Source organism: Tautonia plasticadhaerens, from assembly GCF_007752535.1.
GTDB classification, from domain to species: Bacteria; Planctomycetota; Planctomycetia; order Isosphaerales; family Isosphaeraceae; genus Tautonia; species Tautonia plasticadhaerens.
On record NZ_CP036426.1, the window covers coordinates 8,445,886 to 8,459,369 of the forward strand.

The 13,484-nt window shown below is 71.0% G+C and carries 8 protein-coding genes and 1 pseudogene; 6 read left to right on the forward strand and 3 right to left on the reverse strand.

The features are described from left to right. Nucleotides 1-345: 345 nt before the first annotated feature. The 3 genes from ElP_RS33540 to ElP_RS33550 all read left to right on the forward strand — a co-directional run bounded on the left by ElP_RS33540 (nt 346) and on the right by ElP_RS33550 (nt 3,721). Entirely contained in the window at nt 346-1,476 is a 1,131-nt protein-coding gene (locus ElP_RS33540; protein WP_145277765.1) for a hypothetical protein, read from the forward strand. 54 nt (nt 1,477-1,530) lie between these two features. Beyond that, nucleotides 1,531-2,142: a hypothetical protein gene (locus ElP_RS33545; protein WP_145277767.1), complete on the forward strand. Its 612-nt coding sequence runs from the start codon at nt 1,531-1,533 to the stop codon at nt 2,140-2,142. Between the two features lie 256 nt (nt 2,143-2,398). Beyond that, the gene (locus ElP_RS33550) at nt 2,399-3,721 is read left to right on the forward strand and encodes a Gfo/Idh/MocA family protein (RefSeq protein ID WP_145277770.1); all 1,323 of its coding nucleotides are present in this window, start codon (nt 2,399-2,401) and stop codon (nt 3,719-3,721) included. 163 nt (nt 3,722-3,884) lie between these two features. Here the strand turns inward: ElP_RS33550 and ElP_RS33555 are convergent, their stop codons facing one another. Continuing rightward, entirely contained in the window at nt 3,885-4,937 is a 1,053-nt protein-coding gene (locus tag ElP_RS33555; RefSeq protein ID WP_145277772.1) for a magnesium transporter CorA family protein, read from the reverse strand. 233 nt (nt 4,938-5,170) lie between these two features. Between ElP_RS33555 and ElP_RS33560 the strand changes: the two genes are divergently transcribed. The 3 genes and pseudogenes from ElP_RS33560 to ElP_RS33575 all read left to right on the forward strand — a co-directional run bounded on the left by ElP_RS33560 (nt 5,171) and on the right by ElP_RS33575 (nt 10,782). Next, nucleotides 5,171-6,592, forward strand: coding sequence for an ascorbate-dependent monooxygenase (locus ElP_RS33560; RefSeq protein WP_145277774.1), 1,422 nt, complete (start codon nt 5,171-5,173; stop codon nt 6,590-6,592). Between the two features lie 115 nt (nt 6,593-6,707). After that, nucleotides 6,708-7,310: pseudogene (locus tag ElP_RS41480) on the forward strand (integrase core domain-containing protein). Between the two features lie 136 nt (nt 7,311-7,446). After that, a complete protein-coding gene (locus tag ElP_RS33575; RefSeq protein WP_197446574.1) occupies nt 7,447-10,782 on the forward strand; it encodes a WD40 repeat domain-containing serine/threonine protein kinase in 3,336 nt (1,111 codons plus the stop codon). 273 nt (nt 10,783-11,055) lie between these two features. Here ElP_RS33575 and ElP_RS33580 read toward each other — a convergent pair whose 3' ends face one another. Beyond that, entirely contained in the window at nt 11,056-12,165 is a 1,110-nt protein-coding gene (locus ElP_RS33580) for a prenyltransferase/squalene oxidase repeat-containing protein (RefSeq protein WP_231749359.1), read from the reverse strand. 88 nt (nt 12,166-12,253) lie between these two features. Next, nucleotides 12,254-13,318, reverse strand: coding sequence for a DUF1559 family PulG-like putative transporter (locus tag ElP_RS33585; protein WP_145277785.1), 1,065 nt, complete (start codon nt 13,316-13,318; stop codon nt 12,254-12,256). Nucleotides 13,319-13,484 lie beyond the last annotated feature (166 nt).

Below are 13,484 nucleotides of genomic sequence, written 5' to 3' on the forward strand. Positions count from 1 at the left end.
TCGTCGGATCCCCCCTCACCCGGGCTTCGCCCACCCTCTCTCCCGAGGACAGGGGCGAGGGTCCGGATCTGCCCCCCTCTCCCCACCTGTGGGGAGAGGGCAGGGTGAGGGGTCGGTGACCGGGACGCGGGGCCTCGCGCGCCGTCGGATCCCCCCTCACCCGGCCTCCGGCCACCCGCTCCCCCGCCTGCGGGGGCGGGGGTCGGATCGGTCCCGGCCGCCGGGACGACCTGCCTCGACGACGCACCGAGCCCTTGTGACGGCCCGGGGGGCGCGTGAAGATCCACCGGCGGCCGGCGGGAGGATCTCGCCGGCATGAAGGGGGCGCCGGAGGGGCCTGGGCCGATGACCGACTTCGAGACCGTCTCCCGGGAGATCCACGGGATCATCGACCGTCGCCGGGAGCTTTACACGTTCCTGGGGTCGGTGTACGCGGCCCTGGGGATCTTCCTCCAGAACGCCCTGCAAGGGGGGCTGCCGGAGAGCCTGGGGCGGGTGCAGGAGCACCTGTTCGCCTTCTACGCGGTGATGGTGCTGGTCCCCTCGCTGATCCTGGCGCTTCGGATGGGGAGGCTGCACGCGGGGCTGACGCTCAACGGGATGCTCTACGCCCGCTTGATGAGGGGGAGGGAGTTCGCCGGGTCGGGGGACCCGGAGCTGGCGGGGAGGAGGAACTACTTCGGGGTCTCGTTCCTGAACTTCCTGCTGGCGGACGTGATCGCCGGGTTCTCGGCGGCGGTGCTGGCGCTGGCGCTGCACGCCCCGCCGATGCTGGCGGCGGCGGTGGGCGTGGGGACGGTGGCGGCCTGGCTGCTGGTCGACGGGCGGTTCCACCGCCAGGCGGTGGCGTATGCCCGGGCCCGGCTCCTGGAGGACGACTTCGAGGCGATCGACCGGGGGCAGTGGGAGGCGCACGTCCACGCGACGCTCAAGGGGTGCAACCAGGACCTGATCGGCACCGTCTCGTTCGTGGGCCTGATGATGTTCTCGACCTTCGAGGTCCTCTCCTCCTTCGGCCAGATCGCCGAGGACGCCCGGGTGGACATCCCCCCCGAGCTGGCCGAGACGTTCGGGCCGGTCCTGTTCACGAGCGTGCTGGTGCTGACCTGCCTGATCGGCCTGCTCGTCTACGTGAGGGTGCGGATCGCCATCGGCCACAATTCGATCCGGCTCTATCCGAACGACGACCCGTTCCGCCCCCTGAGGCTGACCGACTCGCTGCTGGGCTACCTGCTGCTGGCCTTCCTGTTCGGCGTGTCGCTGCACCTGCTGCTGACGGTGGCCGTCGGCGGCCGGGGGGGGTTCGGGGGGGAGCTGGCGGTGCTGGCGGCCGACGGGGCGGCGATCGTGTCGGCGGTGGTGGGCGGGCAGGCGGCGCTGGTGGTCGCGGGGAGGAGGGCGAGGCGGCGATCGGCCCCGAAGATCCTGATCGCGGGGGGGCCGGGGGACGGCGGCGAGGGGACCGGGACGGCGTGAATCGGCCGACCGCCGGGGGGGTCGTCGGCCCGAGGCCGCTCGAAGGAGAGAAGGATGCACACGCCGGAATTCGACGACCTGGCCCGCCGCGTGTCCTCGCTGGAGCGGGACCGGGATCGCCTGCGGCGGTCGGGCCGGCGGTGGCGGCTGGTCGGCCTGGCGGCGACGGCGATGGCGATGGCATCGGCGGCCGTGCCGGGGATGCAGGGGGAGGATCGGGCGGGCCCGGGCGAGGGCCCGGACCCGTCGGCGATCGTCGAGGAGCGCCGGGCGCTGGCCGTCCGGGCGCTGGAGACGATCGAGCGGAGCTTCGAGCGGGGGGTGGCCGAGTCCCGGCTGGCGGACGCGGCGTACGCCTTCTCGACCCGGGTGCTCTCCGGCGAGCTGTACCTGGGCCTGCCCGAGGGGGGGCCGAGGACGCTCGACCCGGAGCTGTACCTGGCTAATGGGCTGGCGCCGAGCACCCCCGAGCGGCTGGCCTCCTTCGAGGCGCACCGGGACCGGATGCTCCGCTGGGAGGAGCGGTTCCGGCCGCTGGCGAGGGACCGGATCGTCTCGCCGCTGGCCTTCGCCGAGTTGCAGGCCCGACGCCTGGAGGCCGACGCCTGGCTCGCCCGGGAGCGGCTGAGGCGGGAGGCCGAGGGGGGCGGGGCGCCGGCCCCCTGAGCCCGGCCCCGGTCGGGTCGAGAATTCCCGGGAGGTCGGTTGCCCCGGGCCCCGGGACGGGGTCGAATGGGGGACGAGGCCGGCCGGCGGGGACGCCCGATCGAGGCGCGTCGGCCCGAGCCGGGCGCCCCGGTCGAGGGGGCCGCGCCCGGGGCGGCCGAGACGCGCCGGGCCCGTTTGGGAATGGCGATCGGGGGGATCAGGATCGACCCGGATCCGGATCCCGGGCCCGATCGGAACCGGAGAATCTCACATCATGGGAACCATCCCGGGCAGACCGACCCGACGATCCGTGCTGAAGGGCTCGATGGCCGCCGCCGGGGGGGCCCTGGCGATGCCCTGGATCGTGCCCGCCTCGGCGCTGGGGCGTCAGGAGGGGGTGCGGGCGGCCTCGGAGCGGATCACGATGGGGGTGATCGGCTTCGGCCCGCGCTGCACGTACGTGATGAAGGCCATGCTGCCGCTGGACGACATGCAGTGCGTCACCGTCTGCGACGTGCAGAAATCGCGTCGGGAGGCCGGCAAGAAGGTCGTGGATGAACATTACGGCAACGCCGACTGCACCACCACCGCCGAGTTCCGGGAGCTGTTCGACCGCCCCGACCTCGACGCGCTGCTGATCGCCACCGGCGACCGCTGGCACGCCCCGGCCTCGATGATGGCCGCCCGGGCCGGCAAGGACGTCTACAGCGAGAAGCCCTGCGGCTTGACGATCGAATTGTGCCAGCAGGTGGATGAGACCTTCCGGGAGACGGGCCGGGTCTTCCAGGCCGGCACCCAGCGCCGGAGCGTGGCCAACTTCCAGAAGGCGGTCGAGCTGGCCAGGGCCGGCAAGCTCGGCACGATCAAGACGCTGTATGCCTCGGTCTACCGGCCGACCCTGGACAACGCCTGGCTCCCCGGCCAGCCCACCCCGCCGGAGGACGAGTGCGACTGGGACCGCTGGCTCGGCCCGGCCCCCTGGCGCCCCTACAACCAGGACTACGTGCAGGGCCGGTGGCGAGGCTACTGGGACTTCGACTCCGGCGCCCGCTTGCTCGACTGGGCGGCGCACACGCTGGACCTCTGCCAGCAGGCCAAGGGGGCCGACGACACCATGCCGGTCGAGTACGAGCCGGCCGAGAACCGGATCACCTGCCGATACGAGGACGGCGTCGAGATCGTCCTCGACTTCCTCGACGACCCCTTCGGCGACCGCAAGGGCTGGATCAACGAGCTGGGGACCTGCCCGGTCCGGTTCGTGGGGGACGAGGGCTGGGTCGAGACGGGGGACAACGGCGGGATCGTCGTCGAGCCGGCGTCGCTCCGCTCGGAGGTCGAGGACTTCTCGAGCAACCCCCAGGTCGGCCTCGACGTGGGGGCCCACGCGAAGGACTGGTTCGAGGCGATCCGGACCCGGGGCACCACCGCCGCGAACTCCTCGATCATGAGGCATTCGCACATCGCCTGCCACGCGGCGGCGCTGTCGTGGGTGCTCGGGAGGACCCTGCGGATCGACCCCGACCGCGAGGAGTTCCTCGACGACCCCGAGGCCAACGGCCTCCGCTCCCGGGCGGCTCGGGAGCCATACGCGACCTGATCGGCCCGGGATCGGAGGCCGGACGGCCCCGGCCCGGAGGCGGTCGCGGCCGGGACCTCGACCCGAGGGCCGGGCCGTCGGCCGCCTCCCTTGCCGACGGCCCGCCGTCCGGATCTCCAGACGGGGGAGGGTCCGGCCCGGCCCGGTCAGGCCCGGCCCGGGGTCAGAACCAGCGGCGGCGGCGGGCCCAGAGGTAGAGCAGCAGCGGCGAGGTCACCATCACGGTCAGGGTCGAGGCGAAGATGAGGACGTGGGGGAGCTTCAGGCCGTCGAGGTGGATGTTCTCGCCGAAGAAGTTCATGCCGAAGAAGCCGACGAGGAAGTTCAGGGGGAGGAAGAGGTAGGTGATGAAGGTGAGCGCCTTCATCACCTCGTTGGTCCGGTTGGCCGAGACGGAGAGGTAGGTCTCCAGGGTGCCGGTGATCAGGTCCCGGACGCCGTCGGTGACGTCGTGCAGGCGGACGAGGTGGTCGTAGATGTCCCGGAAGTAGACGCGGTCCCGGTCGTCGATCTGGGGGTAGGGATCCCGGGCGAGGCGGTTGGCCACCTCGCGCTGGGGGCCGAGGATGCGGTGGACCCGCAGGACCGAGCGCTTGACCCGGAAGATCTCGTGGATGATCCGGGGGTGGGGGTGGCGGAAGACCCGGTCCTGGAGGGCGTCGATCGCGTCGTCGAGGTGCTCGATGGCGTCGAGGTGCTCGTCGACGGCGCCGTCGAGCAGGACGTAGGTCAGGTGGTCGGCCCCGTGGGAGAGGCGATACGAGGCGTCGCGCTCGACCAGCCTCCGGAGGCGGTCGACCGAGGAGAGCGGCGCGGTGTGGTAGGTGACCAGGAAGTTGTGGCCGAGGAACAGGTCGAGTTCCCTCAGCAGGACCTCGTCCTGCTCGGGGTCGAAGTCGATGGCGTGGAAGACGATGGTGAGATAGCGCCCCCAGTCGTCGACCTTCGGGACGTTGGCCTCCCCCAGGGCGTCCTCGACGGCGAGCGGGTGGAAGTTGAAGACGTCCCGGAGCAGGGGCTCGATGCCGTCGGGGGCGCCCCCGGGGTTCTCGATGTCGAGCCAGAGGGTGCCCTCGTCGTCGCCGAGCGCCTCGGCGATCCGGCCGATCGGCCAGTCGGGGTACAGCTCGCCCCCCCCGCTCCGGAAGACGGCCCGGAGTCGGGGGGTGCCGGGGGCCCTGCCCTCGTCCTGCTCGGCCTCGACGACCTCGGCCATGCGTCGCGTCCTCCGGATCGGGTCGGGCGGGGTGGGTTCGGATGGGCCGGGCGTCCCCCGGCCGTCGCCCGCCGTCCGATTGTATCGGGGGCCACGGGGCCGGGGACTCCCCCGGTCGGGGCCGGTCGGCATTGAAACCGGGGGGCCGGATCGGGAGTATGGTCCTCGTCCGGATTCGTCCGGAGGGACGCGGGGCGGGGATCGTTCGGACTGGGCCATCGCGGGAGGTCGGGATGGGCATTGCTCGGATGCTGGGCGGGCTGGTGATCGCCGTGGCGGGGGCCTCCCCGTCGGCCTCGGGATCGGGGGCGGGGGACGTGCCGACCTACCACCGGGACGTGGCCCCGATCCTCCAGGGGCGCTGTCAGGATTGCCACCGGCCCGGCCAGGTGGCCCCCTTCGCGCTGCTGGACTACGACCACGCCCGCCGTCGGGCCTCAGACCTGCTGCTGGTGGCCGAGACGGGGCGGATGCCCCCCTGGCCCGCCGCCCCCGGCTACGGCGGCCCGTTCCGGGACGACCGGACGATGACCGAGGGGGAGGTCGAGGTGCTCCGGGCCTGGGTCGACGCCGGGGCGCCCGAGGGGGATCCGGCCGACGCCCCCCCGCCTCGGGAGTTCCCCTCCTCCGACTGGACGCTCGGCGAGCCGGGCCTGATCCTGACGATGCCCGAGCCGTACGAGTTGGGGGCCTCGGGAGAGGACGAGTTCCGGGTCTTCGTCCTGCCGACGGACCTGCCCGGGGACCGCTGGATCCGGGCCGTCGACTTCCGGCCCGGCAACCGGAAGGTGGTCCACCACGTGATCGCCGCCACCGACTCCTCCGGCCGGGCCCGGGAGCTGGACCTCGAGGATCCGGCCCCCGGCTATTCGGCCGTCGGCGGCTTCGGCGACGGCGTGCCGACCCGGTCCTTCCTGCCCATCTGGACCCCCGGCTGCACCCCCCACCCCGCCCCCGAGGGCACGGGGTATGTCCTGCCGAAGGGCGGCGACGTGCTCATCCAGGTGCATTATCACAAGAGCGGGAAGGTGGAGCGGGACGCCACCGCGATCGGCCTCTACTTCTCCGACGAGCCGCTCTCCCGGGAGGTCCGCACCGGGTTCGTCTTCCCCGAGGTCTCGACCCTCCAGGCGATCAAGGCGAGGGCGAAGCTGGTCGGCTCCGAGCGCCGGCCGGGCCTCAACGAGTTCCTCCGGGAAGTGCTGGTCATCCCCCCCGGCGAGGAGCATTTCGAGGTCCGGGGCAGCACCCGGGAGGGGGCGATGCTGGGCCGCCCCCTGCGCCGGGACGTGCTGGTGACGGGGGTCATGCCGCACATGCACTGGCTGGGCAAGGACTTCACCTTCGACGCCGTCCTGCCCGACGAGACCCGGATCCCCCTGATCCGGATCGACGACTGGGACTTCAACTGGCAGGGCACCTACTCCTTCGCCGAGCCGGTCTTCCTGCCCGCCGGCTCCTGGCTGGAGGTCGTCGCCCACTTCGACAACTCGGCCGACAACCCCGCCAACCCCCACGCCCCCCCGGTGACCGTCCGATGGGGGGACGAGACGGACGACGAGATGTGCATCGGCATCTTCGAGTTCGTCCCCGTCACCGACGCCGACCGGGCCCGGTTCGAGGACCGGGCGAAGGCGGGCGAGGCGGCGGATTGAATCGGGGCGGGGGGCCAGTGGTCACCCGACGTCTGCTACGTCCTCCTCCGCTCCTGGGTTCCGTTGGACATCCCGTTGGGACATCCTTCACGTCCAGACCCAGGAGCCCGCACCCATGTCCAACGCTCCGAATCCCGCTGAGCGTGGCCGCTTCTCCTCGCCGCGCAAGACCGCTGCCGTCCTCCGACTCCTGCGAGGCGAAGACCTGGAGCTCCTCTCTCGTGAACTCGGCATTACCGCCGTCACCCTCTTGAGCTGGCGCGACGACTTCCTGGCCGGCGGCCAGGCTGCGCTCAAGAGCCGGCCGACCGACGACCGCGACCACGAGATCGCCCGGCTGCGCTCCGAGGTCGGCGAACTGACCATGGACAACGAGTTGTTGCTCCAGCGGTGCCGAGCCGAGCGCCCTTTCGTCCCGAGGAGGCGGAGGCCTTAGGGCAGGCCGCCCCCCCCTCCATCGGACAACGCTACGGCATGGCCCGCGTTTGCCGCACCTGGGCCCGAAGGTAATGGCGTCGCTGAACGATTCATTCGCACCCTGAAAGAGAACTTGCTTTGGGTCCGGCACTTCGCCACCGTCGCGGAGCTGGTCGAGGCCCTGCGCGAATTCCGGCGGCGTTACAACGAGCAATGGCTCATCCAGCGCCACGGCTACCGGGGCCCGATTGGAGGCATGTCGCGGGAGCAACCCTCTGGAGATCAAGGCGGGGTGCCGTAAAGTGAGCTGAGCGGGTTCGCCATTCTCTAAGCGTATCGATCGACTCCCGCCGCACCGGCAGGGGGCTCACATGGGAGATCCAGCACCTCGGGACCGAGAAACGATCGGGGCCGGGGAATCCGAGCCCGCGGGGACGGTGGCGGACGTCGGGCCAAATGGCCCCCCCGACACGCGCGGGACGACGCTCGCCGGCGCGGTCGATCCGGGCCAGGCGACCGGGGGTGTGGCCCTCGCGCACGAGACTTCCGGCACCGCGACCGGGGTGGCTGACGCGGCACACGCCGGCCACACACACACCGCCCGACGCCCCACGCCAACGATCGCCGGCTACGAGATCGAGGGCGAACTCGGCCGCGGCGCGATGGGGGTCGTCTACCGGGCGCGGCAGGTCCGTTTGAACCGCCCCTGCGCCTTGAAGATGATCCTGGCCGGCGCGCATGCCGACCCCATCGCCTCGGTCCGCTTCCTCGGCGAGGCCGAGGCCGTGGCCAGCCTCCAACACCCGAACATCGTCCAGATTCACCACATCGGCGAGGCCGACGGCCTGCCGTTCCTCGAGCTGGAGTATGTGCCGGGGGGCAGCCTGGATCGGACGCTCGACGGCACCCCATGGCCCGCGCGGCGGGCGGCGACGCTGATCGAGGCCCTCGCCCGCGGCGTCGCCGAGGCGCACCGACTCGGGATCATTCACCGCGACCTGAAACCGAGCAACATCCTGATCGCCGACGACGGCACGCCAAAGATCGCCGACTTCGGCCTGGCCAAGAGTCTGGACGTGGAATCGGGATTGACGGCGACCGATTCGATCATGGGTTCGCCCAGCTATATGGCCCCCGAGCAGGCGGGGGGGAGGGCCAAGCAAGTCGGCACGCTGGCCGACGTCTACGCCTTGGGAGTGATCCTGTACGAGCTTCTGGTCGGCCGGCCGCCGTTCCGGGGGACGACCGTGCTGGAGACGCTGGAGCAGGTCAAGACGGCCGAGCCGGTGCCGCCGTCGCGGCTCGTACCGGGGCTGCCGCGCGACGCCGAGACGATCGCGCTGAAATGCCTGCAGAAGGATCCGGCCAAACGGTATGCCGGCGCCGCCGAACTGGCCGACGACCTGCGGCATTTCCTCGCCGGCGAGCCGATCGTGGCCCGGCCGGTCTCGCCGTGGGAGCGGGTGATCAAGTGGGCGCGGCGTCGGCCGGCGATCGCGGCGCTCATCGTGGCGGTGCACGTGCTCCTCGCGTCGTTGCTGTGCCTGTGGATCTATTCCTACGAGGAGATCAACCGGTCGCTGACGGTTGCCCAGGCCGAACAAGCGAAGGCCCTGGCCTTGGCCAAGAAAGAGGCTCGTGCCAAGGAGGAGCTTCGGCGGCGAGACTACATCAGCCGGGTCAACCTCGCCCTGAGCGAGTGCGTCGGGAACAATGTAGTCCGGGCCCTGGAGCTGCTTGATGGCTGCCCGGCCGAGCTGCGTGGTTGGGAGTGGGATTACGCCTGGCGCCAGTGCCACCTCGACCTTCGCACTTTTCACGAACCAGGGATGCTCGAACACGGGCAGTCGGTCAACGGCGTGGCGTTTAGCCCCGATGGCCGCTCGATCGCCTCGGTGACGGGGGCCTTCTACCGCGACCAGCCGGACCAGAAGAGCGTGCTGACCGTCCGGGACGTAGCGACCGGTGAAGACGTGTTTCCACGTCGCGAGGTCCGCGGCAGCTTCCGGAGCGTGGCGTTCAGCCCCGATGGCCGCATGATCGCCACGGGCGTCGGCTCCTCGCTGGTCGTCTGGGACGCCGCCACGGGTATGGAGCGCTTCCGCGTCACCGACCCCGACAACTTCTTCATCTATTGCGTCGCATATAGTCCCGACGGCGAGCAGATCGTCGCAGGTTATGGCAACCACGAGATGCAAACCATCGCCGGGCACGCCAGGCTCTTCGATGCGGCGTCTGGAAGGGAACTTCGCGACAAAATTCCGGGGCAGGCCGGGGCCATCCTGGGGGTGGCCTTTGGCTGGACGGGCCAGGAGATTGCCATGGCCAGCACGGTGGGGCTCGTGGAAGTGCTTGATCTCTCGGGTCGCGAGCCGACACGCCAACTCCGTGGCCACGAAAGCCTTGTCTATGCGGTGGCCTTCAGCCCCGACGGCCGGTACATCGCGTCGGGCGGCTTCGACCGGATCATTCGACTCTGGGATCGCGCCACGGGTCGGCAGGTCCGGGTCTTTCACGGGCATCAGGGGTTCATCCGCGGGCTGGCCTTCAGCCCCGACGGCCTGTCGCTGCTCTCCGGGAGCGAGGACAAGAGCCTCAGGTTGTGGGAAGTCGAGTCCGGCGCTCAACTGGTCGCTTTCCCGGGTCATCGGCAGTTCGTGATGTGCGTGGCCTTCAGCCCCGGTGGTGACCTGGTCGCTTCGGGTGGCTTCGACCTGACGGTCAAGCTCTGGTCCGCAACCAGGAGCCTGCGGTCGACCTTTAGGGGTCATGAAGGTTGGGTCAAGGCCGTGGCGTACAACTCTGTTGGCGCACAGCTCGCCTGGGGAGTCTCGAGGTGGCGCGGCCCGGGGGGCTTGGGCCGGAACCTGGTGATGCTGCGGGACGCGACTATTGACATGCCCCCCGTGGGCTTCGCCGAAGAAAGTCCAGACGTCAATGCCATCGCATTCCGACGAGACGGCCGGCATCTTGCCACGGGCTGCTCGGACGGGACGGTGTGGATCTGGGACGCCGAGACCGGTAGACGTCTGCCAATACCACTGCCTCGACAGGCGAACGAGGTGACGGACGTAGCGTACAGCCCCGATGGCCGTCTCCTGGCCTCGGCCACCGCGCAATTTACCGGATTGATTGACGGGGAGACCGGAGTGGTGGTTCTCTGGGACCCCGAAACCGGTCGGAAAATCCGCACGCTCGGGGGGCACACCGCCGGCGTCAATGGCGTGGCTTTCAGCCCCGACGGCCGGTGGCTCGCCTCGGCCTGCGACGACGGTCTTGTGAGGATCTGGGATGTGCTGGATCCGGGACGTGCGGTCCGGACGCTCCCGGGCCACTCTGATTGGGTATTACGCGTGCAGTTCCTCCGGGACGGACGACTCGCCTCGGTCGGTGGCGTCCCCATGTCGACGGGCGAGGTGAGGATCTGGGACCTTGCCACGGGACAATCGCTCGTCCTCCGTGGCCATACCGACCTCGTCTTTGGCCTGGCCTCGAGTCCCGACGGGCGGCGTTTGGCGACGGGGAGTTGGGACCGGACCGTCAAGCTCTGGGACACGAGAACCGGAGAGGAGGTCTTCACCCTCGTCGGCCACACCGCCGGAGTGACCAGCGTGGCGTTCAGTCCCGATGGGGGACGCCTCGCCTCGGGGAGCATCGATCGAACTCTGAGGATCTGGGAGACACGTCTCCCGTCCGCCGACGCGCTATCGCGACGCGGGGCTGAGTCCCGGGTTGAGGTCCCGGAACTCCCAGCCGACCCGTTCGCCCATTAAATGGCGCCACCCGCGCCGGGGTTCGCGGCCTCTCGCCTACGCGGGGCTTTGCGGCTTCGAATCGCCAAAGGTCCGGGGAAGTCTGAGCCGCGAGGCAAGCGGCACCGACCACGTTACCGGATGGTGCGGAGTGGCGTCATCGCAGCCGGCGGATTCCCCTCAAGCCAGTGTGCAAAGATCCTGGGGCGGTACCCTCCTCTGCCCCGATCGACGCAGCCGGCCCCCCGAGCCGCCCTGCCGACCAGCGGCCCGTCGGCTGAGGGGCCGAACGGCTCAGCCCCGAGGCCGGGCGGCGGCCAGGGCGAGCAGGCCGTAGGCGGTCACGAGGTTCGGGTCCCCCTCCATGAAGCGGTCCGACGGGTTGACCCACTCCCCGCGCGGGCCCTGACGCCCGGCCAGGGCGGCGGTCAGATCGGCTCGCCAGTCGCGTTCCGTGCCGCCGGCGTCGGTGATCGTCGGCTCGCCGAAGGCGGCCAGCGCCTTGGCGAACGCCTGGTAGTAGTAGTAGAGCCCCGCCTGGCCCAGGCCCGGGTTCTCCTCCAGCGTGTAGTTGGCCCGGATGAATCCGAGTGCGGCCTCGACCCGGGGGTCGTCCCTGGTCAGCCCGGCGTGGATGAGGCTCTTGAAGCCGGCGTAGGTCATGCTGCCGTAGGAGCGCAGGCCGCCCCCGGTGGCCTCGCCGGCGACGCTGGAGCCGCCGTTGGCCGGGGTGTAGATGAAGCCGCCGTCGTCCACCTCGCCGGCCCAGGGCTGGTCGTTGAACTCGCCGTCGAGGTTCTGGCTGCGCGAGATGAAGACCAGGGCCTTCTGCAACGCCGGGTCGTCCGCCGGCAGGCCGGTCTCGCGGAGGGCCTCGACCATGAAGGTCGTGTTCGAGAGGTCGGGGCGGTCGCTGCGGCCGCCGTAGCCGGCGCCGCCGTAGAAGACGTCGTCGGGCCCCTTGCCCTCGGTCTCGTCCCACTGCTTGGCCTTGAGGAACTCCCGGCCGCCCTCGACGACCGCGTCGTAGCGGCCGTCTCGGTTGGCCTCGTGGAAGGCCATGATGGCGATCGCGGTGGCGTAGTTGGCGTGGGAGGCCTCCGGCAGGCCGCCCTCGGGGCTGACGAATTGCTCCAGGTAGGCGAGCCCCTTCCGGGCGACCGGCTCGAAGGGCGTGACCTGGCCCGACCGGAGCAGGCCGGTGAGGACCAGCGCCGTGATGCCCGGCTCGTCGCGGTCGCCCGACCAGCTGCCGTCCTCCCCCTGTCGGGAGCGGAGGAAGGCGACGGCCTTCGCCGCCATCGCCCCCGGGCTCGCGTCCTGGCGCCCGAGGGCACGCCGGGGACGGGCCGAGAGGGTGACCAGCCCGGCGACGCCGAGGCCGAGCGCCGTACGACGACTCATCTGTGTCATGGGAATCCTTTCGGGGGGAGGGTGGAGCGGCTCGGGGCGTCGGTCGCCCGACGTGCGGGCCCCGGGCCGGGGGGCGAGATCAGAACTGGTCGGCGGAGATGACCTCGCCGCCGGACACGGTCCCCAGGGCTCGCCAGGTGAGGCCGTCGATCGTGCCCTTGACGAAGCGGACCGAGCCGTCGCCGAGCAGGGCGTTCACGCCGCCGGGGTGGTAGCTGCGGGCGGTGATCGCGGCGAAGCTCATCCCGCCGATCTTCTCGCGACGGCTGTTGAGGTCCATGTCGGCGTATGCGCCGCCGGGCCCGCCGCGGATCTGCGTGTTCGGCGGCCAGGCCGTCGTGAAGCCGGCGTGGTGCACGCCCGACTCGACCCACTCGACGTGCCCGCCCTCGCTCGTGCCGTCCCTCAGGGCGCAGCCTCCCCCGTACTCGGGGGCGACGGCGTAGGGGTCGGCGGCCGGCGGCGGGACGTTGTCCGCGTGGTACGTCTTGCCGGGGCCGAAGTTCGCCAGCGTCCCGTCCCCGGCGCAATCGCGGTAATAGGGGGTGTAGGCCTTGCCCTCGGAGATCCAGAGGGTGTTGCTGAGCCCGTCGCGGAACTCGGCCAGGCGTCGCGCCTGGTTGGGGCCGAACGCCGAGCGGTTCTTCCGGGTCGACCCGGCCCCCCCCCAGACGAACCAGTCGCCCTCGCAGTAGCCGTAGTTGCAGACGTTCATGTGCCCGCCGACGTTGTGGGTGAAGTCCTGTCGCGTCTCGCTCGGGCAGACCAGCAGGTTAATGTAGACGGCGGTGGCCGTCCGGTTCTGGCCGCCGGCGGCGTACATGTCCAGGTCGAAGTTCAGGCTGTTGAAGACGTTCCCCTGCTCGGCATGGGGCAGGATCCGCGGGTGGGCCCCGAAGCTGTTGGTCCAGGTGACGCTGGCGGGGCCCGTGCCGGTCAGGACCAGCGTCGGCGGCAGCGCGCCGAGGGTGTCGTTGTAGTTGTGCAGGGCCAGGCCGAGCTGCTTGAGGTTGTTGGTGCACTGGGCGCGTCGGGCCGCCTCGCGGGCCGCCTGCACGGCGGGCAGGAGCAGGGCGATGAGCACGCCGATGATGGCGATGACCACCAGCAACTCGATCAGGGTGAAGCCACGGCGTCGGGACATCGAACCGGATCTCCGGGAGCGGACTCGGGGCGGTAACGGGGCGTGGCCAATGGCAAATCGCGTTCCACGACGATCTTCCAGCGTATCTCACGCGTTCTGAAGGGTTTAGGCACCGGCTTCCGGACCGCCAGGGCGACTCGGCGGCGGTTTTTCCGCCACCTCCGGC

Coding starts and splice junctions, on each gene's coding strand:
- ElP_RS33540 (WP_145277765.1), top strand. CDS start 346: ATGACCGACTTCGAGACCGTCTCCCGGGAGATCCACGGGATCATCGAC.
- ElP_RS33545 (WP_145277767.1), top strand. CDS start 1,531: ATGCACACGCCGGAATTCGACGACCTGGCCCGCCGCGTGTCCTCGCTG.
- ElP_RS33550 (WP_145277770.1), top strand. CDS start 2,399: ATGGGAACCATCCCGGGCAGACCGACCCGACGATCCGTGCTGAAGGGC.
- ElP_RS33555 (WP_145277772.1), bottom strand. CDS start 4,937: ATGGCCGAGGTCGTCGAGGCCGAGCAGGACGAGGGCAGGGCCCCCGGC.
- ElP_RS33560 (WP_145277774.1), top strand. CDS start 5,171: ATGGGCATTGCTCGGATGCTGGGCGGGCTGGTGATCGCCGTGGCGGGG.
- ElP_RS33580 (WP_231749359.1), bottom strand. CDS start 12,165: ATGAGTCGTCGTACGGCGCTCGGCCTCGGCGTCGCCGGGCTGGTCACC.
- ElP_RS33585 (WP_145277785.1), bottom strand. CDS start 13,318: ATGTCCCGACGCCGTGGCTTCACCCTGATCGAGTTGCTGGTGGTCATC.